General features: G+C 64.0%; 14 protein-coding genes. 11 read left to right on the plus strand and 3 right to left on the minus strand.

Annotated features, from left to right (window positions below):
* Positions 1 to 42: 42 nt before the first annotated feature.
* A complete protein-coding gene (locus DVK03_RS18665) occupies positions 43 to 1,029 on the plus strand; it encodes a hypothetical protein (RefSeq protein WP_233509329.1) in 987 nt (328 codons plus the stop codon).
* Positions 1,030 to 1,774: 745 nt separating this feature from the next.
* Here the strand turns inward: DVK03_RS18665 and DVK03_RS18670 are convergent.
* Positions 1,775 to 3,127, minus strand: a complete 1,353-nt coding sequence (locus DVK03_RS18670; RefSeq protein ID WP_115803495.1) for an APC family permease — start codon at positions 3,125 to 3,127, stop codon at positions 1,775 to 1,777.
* A 475-nt stretch (positions 3,128 to 3,602) separates the two neighbouring features.
* On the opposite strand from DVK03_RS18670, the gene DVK03_RS18675 reads away from it, so the two are divergent.
* From DVK03_RS18675 to DVK03_RS18700, 6 genes are all read left to right on the plus strand, one after another.
* Positions 3,603 to 4,748 (plus strand): ABC transporter ATP-binding protein, encoded by a 1,146-nt coding sequence (locus DVK03_RS18675; RefSeq protein ID WP_233509328.1) that lies wholly within the window; start codon positions 3,603 to 3,605, stop codon positions 4,746 to 4,748.
* Position 4,749: 1 nt separating this feature from the next.
* Entirely contained in the window at positions 4,750 to 5,916 is a 1,167-nt protein-coding gene (locus DVK03_RS18680) for an ABC transporter ATP-binding protein (protein WP_004043209.1), read from the plus strand.
* Positions 5,917 to 6,077: 161 nt separating this feature from the next.
* Positions 6,078 to 7,310, plus strand: coding sequence for a Zn-dependent hydrolase (locus tag DVK03_RS18685; RefSeq protein WP_115803496.1), 1,233 nt, complete (start codon positions 6,078 to 6,080; stop codon positions 7,308 to 7,310).
* 2 nt (positions 7,311 to 7,312) lie between these two features.
* Entirely contained in the window at positions 7,313 to 8,362 is a 1,050-nt protein-coding gene (locus DVK03_RS18690; RefSeq protein ID WP_115803497.1) for an LLM class flavin-dependent oxidoreductase, read from the plus strand.
* A gap of 97 nt (positions 8,363 to 8,459) precedes the next feature.
* Entirely contained in the window at positions 8,460 to 9,215 is a 756-nt protein-coding gene (locus DVK03_RS18695) for an SDR family NAD(P)-dependent oxidoreductase (RefSeq protein WP_115803498.1), read from the plus strand.
* 60 nt (positions 9,216 to 9,275) lie between these two features.
* Positions 9,276 to 10,127 carry an ABC transporter permease gene (locus DVK03_RS18700; protein ID WP_004043213.1) on the plus strand — a complete coding sequence of 284 codons (852 nt, stop codon included), beginning with the start codon at positions 9,276 to 9,278 and terminating at the stop codon, positions 10,125 to 10,127.
* Between the two features lie 69 nt (positions 10,128 to 10,196).
* Here DVK03_RS18700 and DVK03_RS18705 read toward each other — a convergent pair whose 3' ends face one another.
* Complete coding sequence (locus DVK03_RS18705; RefSeq protein ID WP_115803499.1) at positions 10,197 to 10,961, minus strand: SDR family NAD(P)-dependent oxidoreductase; 765 nt, start codon at positions 10,959 to 10,961, stop codon at positions 10,197 to 10,199.
* A 172-nt stretch (positions 10,962 to 11,133) separates the two neighbouring features.
* Here DVK03_RS18705 and DVK03_RS18710 point away from each other — a divergent pair, with 172 nt between their 5' ends.
* The 3 genes from DVK03_RS18710 to DVK03_RS18720 all read left to right on the plus strand — a co-directional run bounded on the left by DVK03_RS18710 (position 11,134) and on the right by DVK03_RS18720 (position 14,506).
* Positions 11,134 to 12,555: an extracellular solute-binding protein gene (locus DVK03_RS18710; RefSeq protein ID WP_233509327.1), complete on the plus strand. Its 1,422-nt coding sequence runs from the start codon at positions 11,134 to 11,136 to the stop codon at positions 12,553 to 12,555.
* Between the two features lie 57 nt (positions 12,556 to 12,612).
* Complete coding sequence (locus DVK03_RS18715; RefSeq protein WP_115803501.1) at positions 12,613 to 13,509, plus strand: ABC transporter permease; 897 nt, start codon at positions 12,613 to 12,615, stop codon at positions 13,507 to 13,509.
* 97 nt (positions 13,510 to 13,606) lie between these two features.
* Positions 13,607 to 14,506 carry a polysaccharide deacetylase gene (locus DVK03_RS18720; protein WP_115803502.1) on the plus strand — a complete coding sequence of 300 codons (900 nt, stop codon included), beginning with the start codon at positions 13,607 to 13,609 and terminating at the stop codon, positions 14,504 to 14,506.
* 107 nt (positions 14,507 to 14,613) lie between these two features.
* On the opposite strand, the gene DVK03_RS18725 is transcribed toward DVK03_RS18720, so the two are convergent.
* Positions 14,614 to 15,588 carry an asparaginase gene (locus DVK03_RS18725; protein ID WP_115803503.1) on the minus strand — a complete coding sequence of 325 codons (975 nt, stop codon included), beginning with the start codon at positions 15,586 to 15,588 and terminating at the stop codon, positions 14,614 to 14,616.
* Between the two features lie 332 nt (positions 15,589 to 15,920).
* Between DVK03_RS18725 and DVK03_RS18730 the strand changes: the two genes are divergently transcribed.
* A complete protein-coding gene (locus tag DVK03_RS18730; protein ID WP_115803504.1) occupies positions 15,921 to 17,300 on the plus strand; it encodes a dihydroorotase family protein in 1,380 nt (459 codons plus the stop codon).
* Positions 17,301 to 17,328 lie beyond the last annotated feature (28 nt).

The following is a 17,328-nucleotide window of genomic DNA, read 5'->3' on the forward strand; positions in this document are numbered from 1 at the left end:
GTGTGGGAAAAGTATTTTGACAGTTCGGGCGGAGTCCTATTCGTGCCCTCCGAAATCACGACGCGGCGACGACTCCTAGCGACCGGCGGCGCGTTACTGACAGCGGTGCTCGGTGGCTGTTCACAGGTTCTCCCTGAGTCAGAGACAGACACGCGGAGTCTCGTGCTCTCGTTGTTCTCCCTCGATGGCTCGCTTGCCGAACGGTACGTCGTCGACCTGACCGAGACGCAGCCGCCGTGGGACGAAGCTGCGTTCAACGCCACGCTCAACGGCACGGCATACACGACGCGACACCACACGCCGTTCCTCGCTCGCGGGAGCGAGACACCCACCTACGCGCGTCGAAACGGGACGTACTACCACCTCGACTCGCTCGTTGTCGGCGAGGAGACCGTCAGCCATCCGGTGCTCCGACTGTTCGAGGTCGGCCGCGCCGACGAACTCGACACCGCCCCGGACCACGTCACGCACTCGTCGCTTCCCGAGGGCGACCAACAGGCGGTGCAAGTCGCGTACTTCGCCGCTCGGGCGCGAGGGAACACCGGCGGCGCTCCGCGCGGCCTCGTCCAACGCGGCGGCTACGTGTATCGGACCGACGACGCGGCGGAGGCGAGCGACCTCCTCGAAGAATCGGGGGCGTCCCACGTCGAATTCCGGGATACCATCTACGAAGTCGAAATCGCCCGCGAGACGTTTCACGAATCCGTCTACCGGGCCGACGCCGACCCGGTCGCCGACTCGACGGCCGAGATGGAGACGATACTTCGGGCGTCGCTCCTCGACGCGCGGGCGACCCGGGAGGCACTCTCGCAGGCGGAGCGGGAGATTCTCCGGCAAGCGGCGGCCGACACCTACCGCGAGTCGCATCCGTACTCCGAGGCGTTCACGTCGCTCCTGACGAAACTCGACCACTGGGCGTACCTCGACGGCGACATCGAGAACGACGCGGGCGTCGAGGCGGGGTTGCGTCGGTTCCTCCTGTACGACGAGCGCTACTTCACGTATAGACTCGACTTCGCATCCGAGTAATTCGCCCGTACTCTCGATTCGAGTCGAACGGAGGGTACAACCCCAGACGTGCGGCAGTCGGAGCGTCGCGTCGCCGCCGAGGGAGGCGAAAGTACGGAGCGGGAGAGACGACACGGCATCACAAAACCACGGTCGTGAACCGACGTTCGTCCAGTTTTCGGTGACGCGTCCAGCGGAGCGACTGCCGTACGATGGCGAACACCCGAAGCCGGGTTTCGTCGGGGACGCTTCAGAATATATTATTGAATACTGTCTTGTTACTCTATTAGTTTCTAAATTGATGCAAGTATTTTGAGTTCAATAATCTCGTATTTTTCAGCAATAAAGAAGATTTATTAAAAATTATTTCTATATGTGTATAGAAATCACAAAATAGGTGGGGATAGTGGGTATTATTTAGACAAATGGCTATAAATGGTCTTCGCCCCGGACACACACGACGTAATCCGAGTTAGTAGCAGAAAGCCGTCTAAACGCCTATTCTGTATTCGACCGTAAAACGGACGGCCGGCAGCCATCGACATAACTTATCAAAATTTAGTATTATCTGTGTAAATGGGGTTTTTCCATTATGCATCACCTATCGACCTCGACGGGCCACCGGTCGAGTACCCGAGACCGACGAGCGACGAGCGTCCGCATCACGGCACGCTCTGTGGATTCCGGCAATTGGCCGCCACCGCACGGAGTACGCGAGAGTGGTGTCGACGGCTGCCGAAGCGTCCGCGGGTCGCAACGGTCACGGTCACGCGTCGGGCTCGGTAGCCGGCGCGTCACCGAACAGATACTGAAGCAGGTAGCCAGCGAGCAGCGCGGCGACGGTGACGAGCGCCGCGACGGGATGCTCGACGGAGAGCCCCACGGCGAGAAGCGCGAGGAAGCAGCAGGCGATTGCGGCCGTCAAGAGACCGCCGGGCGCGCGGAACGGCGCGGCAACGTCACCGCGATAGACGCGTAGCCCGACGAAGGACGCGATGTTGATGGCGTACGGGAGGACCGTCCCGACGAGCGCGGCGAGGACGATTCCACCGACGACCTGCCTCCCGATGACGACAGCGCCGGCGCCGATGGCGACGGTGCAGAGCGCGACGTACGGCGAGTTCGTCTGCTCGCTGGTGGCAGCGAACGCGCTCGGGAGGAGGCTCCGGTCGGCGAGCGCCGAGAGGACGCGCGCGGAACTGGTCAGGCCGACGAGCATCGTCGTGAAGATGGCGATGAGCGCGGCAACCGGGAGGAGGTACTGCGCGAACACCGGAAGTCCGGCGTCGCCGAGGACGGCCGAGAGCGGCGCGACCATCACGAGGTTTCCGTTCCGGAAGGCGCTCGGCGCGACCGTGAGATGGAGCGCGAGGACGATAGCGGTGTAGAACGCAGTCGTGAGAAGGAGGCTCCCGACGATTGCGCGGGGTATCGTCTCGTTCGGCCGCTTTACTTCGCCGGCGGCCGCGGGGACGACTGTCCAGGCCCCGTAGCCTGTGATAGCGAGGCCGACGGCCGCGAGGAATTCCGTCCCGCTTCCGGTGACGAACGGCGTGGCGTTCGACGCGTCGCCGTTGGCGAGGCCGACGCCGCCGACGACGGTGAGCACCGCGAGGAGGAACGCGGTGAAGACGAGGTTCGTCCGCTTGGTGACGTCGATGCCGGCGAGCGTGACGCCGAGGCTGGCAACAATCGCAAGCAGCCCCAGCGGCACCGTCTGACCCTGGACGCTTGCGAGTTCGGGAATCGCGCCGAGGTAGTTCGCTACGTACCACGCCGAGACGGCGACGCCGAACACCCACCCCAGCGCGTACGACGTGCCCTCCATGTACGAGGCGAACCGGCGGACGGCCCTGCTTCTCCCAAGGGTCTTCACGGGAAAGATAGCCGGGCCGCCCGACTCGGGAAACGCGGTTGCGAGTTCAGTGTAACAAAGTGCGATACTGACCATCCCGACCCCCGCGACCAGCCACGCGAGAACCGCGGCCGGGCCGACTAACTGACCAGTGAACGCCGGAAAGAAGAATATCGACGAACCCATCATGCCGCCGACGCTCAACAGTAGGAGGTCCCAGAGTCCGACCGTACGAGGACCGTCGCTCTCGGTAACGGCTGTCATGCCTTTCGTTCCGAAAGTTCGCATCTTAACTATTGCGCTCTTACGAGCGTTCTCCGCGGATCACGCGGTACCCGACCACGTGTCGGACGCTTCTCGCCGAGCGCGTACGCTTGATTCGAGCCGAGCGCCGCGGTCTCCTGCCAACACGTACGGACACCCATTCCCAGTCTGAACGGATTAGGAAAAATTCCACATGAACGAGTAGCTAGTGGTCAGAAATAGATTAGAAACCGATATAGATAAAACAATATCCAGCTAATTGGCCTACTATACACAATTTGTCCGGCAAAATACCAAATTACAGCGTTATAATTGTAACATCTGAACCTCGTCTGCTCGGCCGCCCCGGTGAGTCGGTCCGACCGGAGTATCAGCGGCGGTGGAGTCGGGTCGTATGAGTTCTCACCCGCGCGTAGCGTGCGAGTCTGTGTGACAAAGACAAACACTAAATGCACGCATGTAACATATGATGAATATGAGCGTGACAGTCGAACGAGAAACGGCCATATCCATCGACGGACTCCGGAAATCGTTCGCCGGAGAGCCAGTACTGCGTGGAATAGACCTATTAATCGACGAGGGAGAATTCTGCGTCGTCGTGGGGTCCAGCGGGAGCGGGAAGTCGACGCTGCTGAAATGCATCTCGGGATTGCTCTCGTTCGAACGGGGCGCGGTCTTCGTCGACGGCGAAGACGTGACGAACCGCTCGGTCGAAGCGCGGGACATCGGATTCGTGTTTCAGGACTTCGAAGACCGGCTGTTTCCCCACATGACCGTCGAGGAGAACGTCGCTTTCGGCCTGCGTGAGGCCGGGACGTACGACGCCGAGGAGATATCCCGGCGGGTGGACGAGACCCTCCAACTGCTGTCTATCTCAGAGACAAAGACGAGTCTGCCCTCGGAGCTCTCGGGCGGCCAGCAACAGCGGGTGGAACTGGCGCGGCAACTCGTCCGCGAGTGCGACGTGATGTTGTTGGACGACCCGCTTGCGGACTTAGACTACAAGCTGCAAAAGCGGATGGTGCTGGAGATACGGCGAATCCACGAGGAGTTCGGAAGCACGTTCGTCTACGTGACTCACAACCAAGACCAGGCGCTGAAACTGGCCGACAAACTCGTCGTGATGAACGACGGCGTCATCGAACAGGTCGGCACGCCCGAGGAGGTGTACGACGCCCCCGAGACGGCGTTCGTCGGCCGGTTCATCGGCGACAACAACCCGCTTCTCGGGACGGTGACCGAACACGACGGCGACCGGGTCGTCATCGACACCGACCTTGGGAGCGTCGTCGCCGAGTCGCGGGAACAGCCGCCGTCGGTGGGCGAGGAGACGATGGTGCTCCTCCGGCCGGAGGACGTCGCCCTCGGGGACGACGCCGACGCGTGCGACAACGGCTCGACGGGGACCGTCGAAGACCTGACGTACACCGGCGAGTATACCGAGTTCGCCGTCTCGTTTCCAAACGTGACCCGCGAGTTCCAGGTCCGTCGCTCGGGCGATGTCCGCCGATTCGAGGAGGGCGACGAGATTCGAATCGGCTGGGACGCCCCCGAGGGCGTCTGCTACGACCGGCTGAGCGCGTCCGACTCGGTGACTGTCGACGACCTGATGGAGGTGTGAGATGGCGACGAGCGACCACACCCACGCGGACGAAGCCAGCGCGGGACTCTCGGTCGACGGCCTGACGAAGATATACCCCGACGGCACGCTCGCGGTCGACGATATCAGCTTCAGCATCGACGCGGGAGACTTCTGCGTTATCATTGGTCCCTCCGGCTGCGGCAAGTCCACGACGCTCCACTCACTCGTCGGTAACGTGCCGCCGACCAAAGGGACTGTGACGCTCGACGGACGCGACATCACGGACGCGCCGACCTATCGCCGCGACATCGGACTGGTCTTTCAGGACTTCCAGCTGTTCCCGCATCTCACGGTCGAGGAGAACATCCGATACGGGCTCGAACGGATGGACGTGTCCGCCGCGGAAGCCGACGACCACGTGGCGTCGATGGCCGAGATGATGCAGTTGGAGGGGATGCTTGACCGCGACCCCGCCGAACTCTCCGCCGGCCAGCAACAGCGCGTCGCGTTGGCCCGCTCGCTGGTGCTCGAACCGAAACTGCTCCTCCTCGACGAACCGCTCGGCGACATGGACTACAAGCTCCAAAAGCGGATGGAGCGGGAGCTGCTCCGACTCCACCGCGAACTGGAGACGACGTTCGTCTACGTGACCCACGACCAGACGCAGGCGATGCGGCTCGCCGACCAGATGGTCGTGATGAACGACGGGCAAATCGAACACTCCGGGCCCGTCAGGGAGGTGTACAACCGGCCGCGGACGGCCTTTACTGCCGCGTTCGTCGGGGACTCGAACCTGTTTTCGGGGACGGTGACCGACGTGGACGCCGGGGGAGCCGTCGCCGTCGTCGACACCGACTTCGGCGCGTTCCGCGTCTCGACCGCGAACGCCGACTCGAAGCCCGAGAACCTCGTCGACCGGTCGGTGGTGTTCGCCGTCCGCCCGCAGTTCGTTCGCCTCGAAGACGGCGAGAACGGCCTCGACTGCGACGTTGACGACGTCATCCACCGCTCCGGCGAGGGGACGCAAATAGTAATGACCGCGCGCGGGAGCGAGGGGACGAAGCAGATACAGGCGAAGTCCGACGACCGGGTCGAACCGGCCGCCGACGCGGTGACGGTCGGCTGGAACGCGGACGATGCCATCCTCCTCGAACGGACGAGCGTGGCCGGCGACGTGGACCTCCAAGAGGACATCCTCGGCGAGTAGCGGAGCCGGGGGCTGCCGAATGCGGCAGCGACACGCCGCGGGGGACACGTTCCCCTGGCACTGAGCTGTGCGTAGATTCGTCCATTGTTGTCTTCTGTCTGTGGACATCGAGTCACTGTCTGCGAAAATTTTTATACATTCTCCACAATGGGTACGGATACATGGCTATCGAGGTAGACGAGACGCGGTTCGTCGAGACGATGAAAGAGCAAGCCGAAATCGGCGGCACGGACGGAGGCGGGCTGCACCGCCTCGCGCTCTCCGACGAGGACGCCGAGATTCGGGCGTGGTTCGCAGACCAAGTGTCGGAGGCGGGGCTCGAACTCACCGTCGACGAGTTCGGCAATATGTTCGGCTACCGCGAGGGGACCGACCCCGACGCCGGGACCATCCTCGTGGGGTCGCATTTGGACTCCCAGCCGTACGGTGGCATCTACGACGGCGCGATGGGCGTCGTCGCCGCGCTCGAGTTGGTCCGCGCGCTGAACGACGAGGGAATCGAGACGAGACACCCCATCGAAATCGTCAACTGGACGAACGAGGAGGGCTCGCGGTTCCAGCCGGCCATGCAGGGCTCCGGCGTCTGGGCGGGCGAACACGACATTGAGACGGAGTACGCCAAGACGGACGCCGACGGCGAGGTCTTCGAGGAGGAACTGGAGCGCATCGGCTACAAGGGCGACGTGCCCGCCGAACCGCAGCGCGACTACGACTCGTACCTCGAACTCCACATCGAGCAGGGACCGTACCTCGAAGAGAACGACGCCGACGTGGGAATCGTCACGGGCATCGTCGGCTTCACCTGGGGCGCGATTACCTTCCACGGCGAGGCCGACCACTCGGGGCCGACGCCGATGCACTACCGGAGCGACGCCCTCGTTGCCGCGGCGGACGTCATCACGCAGATTCGGCGCATCCCCGACACGCTGGGCGAGCGGACCGTCGGCACGACCGGCTACATCGACGCGAAGCCCAACTCCATCAACATCATCCCCGAGGAGGTGACGTTCACGTGGGGATTCCGCGATCCCGACGAGGCGGTCATCGAGGAGGCTAGGGCGCGCGTCCTCGAGGAGGCGGAGGCGACCGCCGAGCGCGAGGGCGTCAACTGGGAGTACGAAGACCGGATGTGGACCGACCCGGTTCGGTTCGCGGACGGCTGCGTCGACGCCGTCGAACTGGCGACCGAGGAACTGGGCTACGACGGTACGCGTATCTTCAGCGGTGCGGGACACGACGCGACTCACACCCACAAGGTGATGGACACGGGGATGGTGTTTTCGGTCTCCGAGGACGGCAAGAGCCACAGCGAGGACGAATACACGAGCTGGGACGACTGCTACAAGGCGGCCAACACGCTGGCGAACGCCGCGTACGAACTGGCCACGGAGTAATTATGAAGGCAAATTTCGACCGCGAGTTCACTCGCGCAGGCATCTGGAACTGGGAGAAACCGCACATCGAAGACGAGATTCGGTACGCGCAGTACGCCGAGGAGGCCGGGCTGGACTCGGTCTGGCAGGGGGAGTCGCGGCTGGTCCGCGACGCCATGACCGTCATGGGCGCGTACACGCAGGTCACAGACGAGATAGATATCGCGCCCGGTGTGACGAACTGCTACACGCGGAACGTGGCGGTGATGGCACAGACGTTCTCGACGCTCCACGAGCTCTCGGGCGGGCGGATGAAACTGGGCATCGGCGCGTGGTGGGACCCGCTGGCGTCGAAAGTCGGCATCGAACGGGAGCACCCGCTCCGTCGGATGTGGGAGTACTGTACCGTCACCAAGCGCCTGCTGGACCTCGAAAACGTAACGTACGAGGGGCAGACGCTCTCCGTCGACGACATCGAACTCGATCTCGTTCGCTCGGACGCACAGCCCCGTGACGTGCCCATCTACGTCGGCGCGACGGGCGAGACGATGCACAAGCTGACCGGCGAACTGGTCGGGAAAGGCATCGCCGGCGGCATCTTCATGAACTACCTTATCCCGCCCGAGCACAACCTGAAAGGCCTCGAAAAGCTGAAAGAGGGCGTCGAAAAGCAGGACGGGACGCTGGAAGACGCCGACCGCCCGCAGCTCATCGCCGTCGCAATGGACGAGGACGCGGACGTGGCCATCGACCAGGCGCGCGGTCTCGCCACACAGTACATCGGCCAGCAGCCGCACATCAGGAAGGCGTCGGGCATCGATCCCGAACTGGCGGAGAAAGTTCAAGCCGAGATGGGCGGGTGGCCGGCCTCCGCCGAGGACATCGAGCGCGCCTCGCAGTACGTCGACGACGACGTGGTGACGAACATCGTCGCTGCGGGCACCCGCGACGACGTTATCGACCGGGTCCGCGACTACTGTGCCGCCGGCTGTACCGAGCCGGTCGTCTACCCCCTGACGGACAACATGGAGGCGGTCATCGACGCGCTGGCCGAAGCCAAAGCAGAGGCGTAGCAGCGGAGTCGTCGAGGAAACGAGCGGAGCGAAGCGGAGAGCTGACCGGACCGAACCCCGGCCACAGCTTTATCGCGGCCGCCGCCGACATCGGATCATGAGCCGAGTAGCGAACAAGACGGCGTTGGTCACCGGCGCGTCCAGCGGCATCGGCCGCGGCGTCGCCGTCACACTCGCGGAGGCGGGAGCGACGGTCGGGGTGAATCACTATCCGAGCGACGAGGAGCGAACGCGGGCGGCCGAGGTGGTCGCCGAAATCGAGGCGGCCGGCGGCGAGGCGGCAGCCTTTCCCGGCGACGTGAGCGACGCGGCGAGCGTCGACGAACTCGTCGACGGGTTCGAGGCGACGTACGGGACGCCGGACGTGCTCGTCAACAACGCCGGCATCCTCAGACGGTCCCGTCTCGACGAGATGAGCGTTGCGGAGTGGGACGAGGTGTTGGACGTCGACCTCCGCGGGGTGTTCCTTGTGACCCGCCGCGTCGTCCCGGGGATGATCGACCGCGGGTCGGGGAGCGTCGTCAACGTGGCGTCGCAGTTGGGCTTCAAGGGTGCGGCGGGGTTCACCCACTACTGCGCCGCCAAGGGCGGCGTCATCGCGTTCACTCGCGCGCTGGCGCGCGAAGTCGCCCCCGACGTGCGCGTGAACGCCATCGCGCCCGGGCCGGTCGAGACGCCCCTTCTCAGCGACATCTCCGAGCAGTGGCGGCGCGAGAAGGCGGCCGAACTCCCGATGGAGCGGGCCGGCCGCGTCGAGGACGTGGCACCGACGGCGGTGTTTCTCGCCAGCGACGAGAGCAGCTACTACACGGGGCAGACGCTCTCGCCGGACGGCGGCGACGCCATGCACTGAGCCGTCCGTGTCACAGCATACCGTGGACTTATATTGGTGGCTCCGAATGGCTCTCTGTAGATGTCGACACAAACCGAACGTTCCGAGGAGACTGTAGCGTCGGGTCAGTCCCCGATCACGGGGGTCATCGAGGCCGTCAGCGTCAAGCGAGTACTTCTGGCGTACTTCCTGCTTGCCGCGGCGTACATCTATTTGCCCATCTTTTCGGTCATTGCGTTTTCGTTCAATTCGGGTGGGCTGACGTTTCCATTCGTCGAGTTCACCTTCGAGTGGTACGGAGAGTTGCTTGCCAACGAGGGACTCATCGAGGCCGTCCGGCGGTCGGTCACGCTGGCGCTCGTCGTGACCGTCATCACGACGGTGCTTGCGACGGCGACGGCGCTGGCGTACCGCTACGACTTCTGGGGACAGCGCGGCCTGCTGTTTCTCCTCATCCTGGGCATCATCACGCCCGGCATCACGTACGGCGTCGGCGCGACGCTGCTTCTCAACGAGGTGCTCGGGCTGACGAAGAACCTGTGGCTCGCGGTTCCTGTCCACGTCGTCTGGGCGCTTCCCTTCGCGGTCATCGTCCTCCTCGCGGGGTTCCCGCCGGCGCTCAAGGAAAACGAGGAGGCCGCACGCGTGCTGGGCGCGGGGCCACTCTCGCGGTTCCGAAACGTGATACTCCCGCAGATAGCGCCGACACTCCTCGGTGCGGCCGTATTCGCATTCACGCTGTCGTACAACGAGGCGACGCGGAGTCTCCTGCTCGTGGGGAATCAGAACACGATGCCGCTCGAGGTATTCGCCATCGCCGCCGGCACGCGCGTCCAGCCCTACCTGTTCGCGCTCGGGAGCCTCACCACCGTCTTCTCGACGCTCCTCTTAGCCGCCGCGGGACTGCTCATCGTGTACAACCGCCGGTCCTGAGGGTCGGTGACTCGGACCGGGTCGGCGGTCTGCGATATTCTTGGACCGTTCAGAGACGTCGCGTGACGGTCAGTGGCTGGTCCACCCGCCATCGACTGAGAGCACCGCTCCGGTGACGAAGTCGCTCTCGTCGGAGGCGAGAAACAGCGCGGCGTCGGCCACGTCTTCGGGCGACCCGAACGTCGGCCACGGCGTCGCGGCCTCCCATTCGGCGATTATCTCGGGGGCGTTCTCGCGCCACTCGACGTTCTGCGCCGTCTCGATGATACCGGGAGCCAAGGCGTTGATGTTCACCTCGTCGGGCGCGTAGTCCAGCGCCATCTGGCGGGTGAGGTTGGCGACGGCCCCTTTCGAAGCGCAGTAGGCGGCGCTCCGGCCGCCGCCGACCAGTCCGAAGATGGACGCGAGGTTGACGACCTTGCCGGCGCTCTCGCGGAGGTGCGGCAGGGCGTACTTCGAACAGAGGAACGTCCCGCGGGCGTTCACGTCTACGATGGCGTCCCAGTCCTCGACGGGCGTCGCTTCGGCCTCATACTGGTAGTAGATGCCCGCGTTGTTCACCAGCACGTCTAACTGACCGTAGGAGTCGACCGCGTGTTCGACGGCCGCCTCCGCCGCCGCCGGGTCGGACACGTCGCACTCGACGAAGGAGTACTCCGCGCCGGTGTCGTCTAATTTCTCGAACACTGACCGCTCGTCGTCCAGTTTCGGCTCCCGGCGCACGTCGGCGACGACCACCGTCGCCCCCTCGCGGCCGAACGCCGCCGCGATTGCGTTGCCGATACCGCTCGATGCACCAGTGACTAACGCGACCGAATCGTCTAATCGTGACACGTGGTGTCAATTCATATCGCGGTACAAGTAGTTAGCGACGGGGGAGCAACCACGGGAGCGAAACGTCCGTTTCGGTCCGCTCCGTCGGGCGGGCGGGTGAAACCCAATCGGTCACACAAATATCCGAAAAAGACGCAAAAGACTAAGTAGTGTCGTTATAGACTCCTATTCCATGCCTGATAGCATGAATAGGCGAAACTTTGTAAAGTTTGCGAGCGGAGCGGCCGCCGGGGCCGCCCTCGCCGGATGCGCCGGGAACGGCGGCGACGGCGGATCGGGGACGACGAGCGGCTCCGGTGAAGGTGACACGACGTCGAGCAGTTCCGGCGGCGGAACCACCGACGGGTCTCGGCCGCTGGAGTGGATCGGTCCCGCGTGGGCGGTTCGCGACGGACAGGCTGACAAGTTCACCGAGATGACCGATATCTCGGTTAACGTCACCACGGCCGACATCCCGACGACCCAACAGCAGGTGCTCAGCGGCGGGCAGGCGAACATGGACATGGTCTCGTCGGACTCGCCCGGCGCGGGCGCTATCGTCCAGGACAATGACGCGAGTATTCCCGTCCCGGTCGACGAACTCGACAACTGGAACCCCGACCTGGTGTCGGACCTGTTTACCAACCCCACCGAACGGCTGAGCCACCTGGGAGAACAGACCGAGACGGTGCTCGACCTGCTGTGGGCCGACGACGAGCAGACCGAGATGCTGCTGCCGCCGCACGTGTACAACTTCGACGCCATCGGCTACAACCCGACGCAGGTGGACGACGTGAGCACGTGGTCGGCGCTGTTCGACGACCAGTACTCGGGGCAGGTGGCGATGGGCGCGGTGTCGTCTATTGCGATTCCGGAGACGCTGATGCATCTCCTGGACAACGACATGATAGACGCCGACATCGGCCAGCTCAACAACCCGACCGAAGAGCAGATGGACCAGGCGGTCGACTTCCTCGTCAGCGAGAAGCAGGCGGGACAGTTCCGCTCGACGTGGACCGCCTACGGAACCTCAGTGAACCTGATGGCGTCCGAAGAGGCCATCCTCGGCGACCTCTGGCAGCCGGCGGCGATGGACGTCCGCCGGAGCGGCACGCCGTGTACCTACGCCACGATGTCCGAGGGCGTGCAGGGCTACCGCTACTGGTACGGTGGCATCGCGCCGTTACGTCCCGGCGCGCGCGACCGGAACAACCTCAACGAGGTGTACTCGCTCATCAACGATGTCCACTACGGCGCGTGGTTCCCGGGATACATCCAGAACTGGGGATACTCGGTCCCGCACTACCCGAACCAGGAACTCGTCCGAACCGGTTCTGACGAGTCCGGCGAGGGGATGGGTCCGGAGTACTACGACTGGGCCTACGAGGGCGAGAGCACCTACACCCCCATCTCGGAGACGCAGTTCGAGTCCGAGGCGCTGTTCGACCCCATGGAGTACGAGTGGTCGATGGAGGAAGGCGACTCCGCCAGCGACGGCATTGCCCGCGACTCCGGCCCAATCGAGGAGCGCATCGACCGCATCGGCTTCTTCCAAATCTGGCCCGACAACTCCGAGTATATGCTCTCGCGGTGGTCGGACTTTACCAGCGCCTGAACCGACGCCCACCGCGGTGCGAAATTTATTTGTACCGTCCTCGTGACTTGCCAACACATGGCATTAGAAACGTCCGAAGACACGACCACGCCGAGCCTCGGCGAGCGGCTTCGGTTCGGCGAAGTGCAGGCGCTCGTGACACCGACGGTGCTTTGGTTCTCCGCGTTCCTGCTCGCGCCGCTTGCGATTATCGCCGTGTACAGCTTCCTCACCTACGAGAGCTTCAGTGTCGTCTGGGAGTTCTCGCTGACCGCCTGGGAGTCCGTGTTCGACCAGACAGTCTACTCCACGTTCGTCAGGACGCTCGTCGTCGGCGTTGGCGTGACGGCGCTGTGTCTGCTGTTCGGCTACCCCATCGCGTACTACCTGCGGTTTTACACGAGCGAGAGCGGCGGCACGCTACTGCTTTTGTTCCTCGTTATCCCCTTCTGGACATCGGCGCTCATCCGCACCATCGGGTGGAACCCAATTCTCGGACGGACGGGCGTCATCAACAGACTGCTCCTCTGGGTCGGCGTCGTCGAGGAGCCGCTCAGTTGGCTGTTATTCTCCCCATTCTCGCAGATGGTGGGATACGTCGCCGCGTACGTGGTGTTCATGGCCGCGCCCATCTTTGTCTCGCTGTCGCAGATAGACGAAGACCTGCTCGACGCCTCCGAGACGCTCCGCGGCGGGCCGGTGGCGACGTTCAGACACATCACGCTCCCATTGAGCCTGCCCGGGGTGACCATCGGTGCCATCTTCGTGTTCGTCCTCTCTATCGGCGACTTCATGGTCCCGCAGTTCCTCTCGGGCGGCGAGTCGACCATCACCACACTCATCTATCTCGCGGTGAACAACGGGCTGAACTACCCCAACGCGGCCGCGCTCTCTATCGTGCTCCTACTCGTTATCTTCGTCGTCGTCTACGCGATGACGCGCATCGTCGACATCAGCGAGATTACGCAAGGGTGAGGATGGCATGGCCGCCGGCGTAGCGCCCGACTACCGGCTATTTTTGCGACAACGCGCTCAGTTATATTCTCTCCGCGAAAGCGTACTAATGCTTAGCATGGGAGACATTGACGTAGCTATCGGTGTAGACGCCGACTGTGTAGCTGGCTGGCTCGGGTCGTACGGCGGGGCCGACTCGCCGGCGGACCTCTCTCGGGGCCTCTCGGCGGGCAACGAGGGAATTCCGAGAATGGTCCAGCTGTTCGAAGACGAGGGTATCGACACGACGTGGTACATTCCCGGCCACACCATCGAGACGTTCCGCGACGAGGTGGAGGCGGTCGCCGCGGGCGGCCACGAAATCGGAGTCCACGGGTACTCACACGAGAACCCGACGGACCTCTCGCGGGAACAGGAAGATGCCATCATCGAGAAATCTATCGAGCTCATTGAGGATGTGACGGGCGACCCGCCGGTGGGTCACCGCGCGAGCTGGTGGGAGTTCAGCGAGAACACGCCGGAACTGGTCGAGAAACACGGCTTCCTGTACGACAGCAGCCTGATGGAACGAGAGTTCGAGCCGGGCTACATGCGGAAAGGCGACAGCTGGACGAAGATTCAGTACGAACAGGACGCCGAGACGTGGATGTCGCCGTACGAGTACGGCGCTGAGACCGGCGTGGTGGAGATACCTATTAGCTGGTATCGTGACGACATTCCGCCGATGCTGTTCATCAAACAGCCCCTCTACCACTCGGGGTACAAGGACCCGAACATGATGTACGAGCAGTACTACAAAAAGCAGTTCGAGTACCTGTACAACCGCCGCGGGGCGGGCGTCTACACGTTCACCATCCACCCCGACCTGCACGGCCTGCCACACATGATTCCGTTCCTCGAAGACTTCATTCAGTACGTGAAGAGCCACGAGAACGCCGAGTTCAAGACGCTCGAAGCGGTCGCCCGGAAGTACAAAGACGACCCGAGCGTCTACGAGAGCGAAAGCGGCTACGTCTGACCAGACTGTCAGCGACCGGACCGTCAGTGCGACGACCGTCTCCGAACCGACTTTTTCGACGTTTCGACCGCGACGAACCAGCGCCGCGAGCGTCCGCGGCCGGCCGGTTACTCGAACGCTGCGCGGATAGCCGCCAAGTCGTCGCCGACCGATTCCAACACGAGCATGAGCTTGATGCGCGCCTTGTGTGCCGGGAGGTCCGACCCGTCGATGACGCGGCGGTCACGGAGCGTCTCTCCGCCACCGGGTGACCCGTACACCGGCGCGACCGCCCCGCCCTGACACCGCGTCGTGACGACGACGGGGTAGCCGTCTTCGGCCAGCGAGCCGGCGGCCTCGCCCAGCGCGTTCGTCGCATTCCCCAATCCGGTCCCTTCGAGGACGACGCCGTCGGCCTCCGCCTCGACGACGGACCGGAGCTGTCGGTCGTCGGCCCCGATGTAGCTCTGGACGACGGCCACGTCTTTCGAAGACTCGATGGCGTCCACCGACGCGGACCGACTCCCGGGTTCGCGGAGAAGGCGCGTACCCTCGCGGGTGAACCGAGCGACTGGGGACGCGTCCGGCGAGGCGAACGCATCGAGGTCGCTGGTGTGTATCTTGGTCGCGTCGCGGGCGGCGTGGAGTTGCTCGTCGAAAGCGACGTAGACGCCGCCGCGCCCCGTGAACGACTCGTCGACGGCCGCGCGGACGGCCGTGAGGAGGTTGCTCGGGCCGTCGGCGCTTACCTCGTTCGGGCGGCGCTGCGCGCCGGTGAACACCACCGGCACGTCGAGGTCCAACGCGAGGTCAAGGTAGTACGCGGACTCTTCCATCGTGTCCGTTCCGTGGGTGACGACGACACCGTCGGCACCGTCCACGGCGGCGTCGCGCGCCGCGTGAGCGGTCGCCGCGACCGTCTCGAAGTCCATGTCGAAGCTCGGACGGAGCGCCACGTCCCGTACCTCGACTTCGGCGTACTCACCGAGTTCGGGAACGGCGTCAACGAGCGCCGCGCCGCGCTTGCTCGGCGTCGCGCCGCCTTCGCCGTCGGTGCTTGCGATAGTGCCGCCGGTGCTGAGAACCGTGACTTGTGGAGGCATATGAGTGCTGTTGGGGCTCCGCGGATTAGCTCTTTCGTCCACGCAAACGCGAGCGGCGGCCCGGTGAGACCCCGCGACCACGGCCGGCGACGTTGACCCGCCGACGACCGCCGACACACCTCAACGGCGAACGTGTCGGTCGAGGGAACAATGCAGCAGTCTGCCAAACAATATTAAGAATCAATGGAACTATTACGATTATAGCTCTGTAATTTGGAGGGCGGTGACTCCGGTTGCACCGCCTGGTGACGGACGAAACGAATCTGACGAACGACTCGGTTCAGCGGCGATCGGGTGAACCTTTTTACTATCGGGCCGGAATTATCGATGGTATGCCAGTCGACACACTGATTACTGGTGGTACGGTCGTCACCGCGACGGACACGTTCGACGCCGACGTAGCGATAGACGGCGAGGAAATCGTCGCCGTCGGCGACGCGTCGTCGATGCCGGACGCGACGGAGACGATTGACGCCGAGGGACTGCTCGTGATGCCCGGCATGATTGACCCGCACGTCCACATCGACGACATGTTCTCGATAGACACCCACGAGACGGCGTCGGCGGCGGCGGCCCTCGGGGGCGTCACCTCCTACGTCGACTTCGCCTGGCAGGCGTGGACGGGCGAGTTGTCCATCTTCGAGGAAGGCGGGACGCTGTTAGAGGGTATCGAGCGCAAGCGCGAGAAGGCCGCGAACGCCCACGTCGACTACGCCTTCCACGGGGCTATCACCCGCGAGGACCCGGCGGTGCTGTCGGAGCTCGCAGACGCCGTCGACGCAGGGGTCTCCTCGTTCAAGATGTTCACCACCTACGAACACGGCCTCTCGAACGGGTTCATGCACACCGTGATGGAGGAGATAGCCGACATCGACGCCGTCGGCGTCTACCACACCGAGGACGCCTCGCTCATCGACGCGCTCACAGCGCGGTTCAAAGCGGAGGGTCGCGGCGACCCGACCGATTACCCGCAGTCGCGGCCGGACTACGCCGAGGCGATGGCCGCCGAGGATGCCGTGCGGATGGCCCAAGAGACGGGGGCGAAGTACTACGGCATCCACACCTCCTGCCGCAAGTCCGCGGAGGTGCTGTCGCAGTTCCGCGACGACGGCTCGGCGGTCCGCGCAGAGACCTGCACCCACTACACGACGCTCACCGACGACGTGTTCGAGACGCAGGGTAACCTTCCCATGATAGCGCCGCCAATCCGCAAACAGGATGACGTAGAGGCGATGTTCGAACATCTCGCCGACGGCACGCTCGACGTGGTTTCGACGGACCACTGCGGCTACAAACGCGAGTCCAAGGAGGTAGACAACTGGTGGGACTCGACGTTCGGCGCGAACGCCCTTCAGGTGTCCGTGCCGGTGTTCCACGACGAGGCGGTCAACGAGCGCGACTTCTCGTACCCGTTCCTCGTCCGCGTGATGAGCCGGAACCCCGCGCGCATCTTCGGGATGTCGGACAAAGGCACTCTGGACCCTGGCACGGACGCGGACGTGATTCTGTTCGACCCCGAGGAGACGTACACGATTACTGCCGAGGACAACGCCTCGAACGCCGACTTCTCCATCTACGAGGGCCGAGAGGTCACCGGTCGCGTGAAAAAGACGTTCGTCCGCGGCGAACTCATCGCTGACGACGGCGAAATCGTCTCCGAGCCGGGCCACGGCGAGTACATCAACCGGGAACTGCCGGACTGGGACGCCTGAGACCGCCGGGAGGGACAGGCTTTTCACC

It is taken from the genome of Haloferax sp. Atlit-109R (genome assembly GCF_003665865.1).
GTDB lineage: Archaea > Halobacteriota > Halobacteria > Halobacteriales > Haloferacaceae > Haloferax > Haloferax volcanii.

What these genes read in the sequence shown, in the direction of transcription:
- DVK03_RS18680 (WP_004043209.1), top strand. Translation starts at nt 4,750, where the DNA reads ATGGCGACGAGCGACCACACCCACGCGGACGAAGCCAGCGCGGGACTC.
- DVK03_RS18710 (WP_233509327.1), top strand. Translation starts at nt 11,134, where the DNA reads ATGCCTGATAGCATGAATAGGCGAAACTTTGTAAAGTTTGCGAGCGGA.
- DVK03_RS18715 (WP_115803501.1), top strand. Translation starts at nt 12,613, where the DNA reads ATGGCATTAGAAACGTCCGAAGACACGACCACGCCGAGCCTCGGCGAG.
- DVK03_RS18690 (WP_115803497.1), top strand. Translation starts at nt 7,313, where the DNA reads ATGAAGGCAAATTTCGACCGCGAGTTCACTCGCGCAGGCATCTGGAAC.
- DVK03_RS18675 (WP_233509328.1), top strand. Translation starts at nt 3,603, where the DNA reads ATGAGCGTGACAGTCGAACGAGAAACGGCCATATCCATCGACGGACTC.
- DVK03_RS18670 (WP_115803495.1), bottom strand. Translation starts at nt 3,127, where the DNA reads ATGACAGCCGTTACCGAGAGCGACGGTCCTCGTACGGTCGGACTCTGG.
- DVK03_RS18720 (WP_115803502.1), top strand. Translation starts at nt 13,607, where the DNA reads ATGGGAGACATTGACGTAGCTATCGGTGTAGACGCCGACTGTGTAGCT.
- DVK03_RS18685 (WP_115803496.1), top strand. Translation starts at nt 6,078, where the DNA reads ATGGCTATCGAGGTAGACGAGACGCGGTTCGTCGAGACGATGAAAGAG.
- DVK03_RS18695 (WP_115803498.1), top strand. Translation starts at nt 8,460, where the DNA reads ATGAGCCGAGTAGCGAACAAGACGGCGTTGGTCACCGGCGCGTCCAGC.
- DVK03_RS18700 (WP_004043213.1), top strand. Translation starts at nt 9,276, where the DNA reads ATGTCGACACAAACCGAACGTTCCGAGGAGACTGTAGCGTCGGGTCAG.
- DVK03_RS18725 (WP_115803503.1), bottom strand. Translation starts at nt 15,588, where the DNA reads ATGCCTCCACAAGTCACGGTTCTCAGCACCGGCGGCACTATCGCAAGC.
- DVK03_RS18730 (WP_115803504.1), top strand. Translation starts at nt 15,921, where the DNA reads ATGCCAGTCGACACACTGATTACTGGTGGTACGGTCGTCACCGCGACG.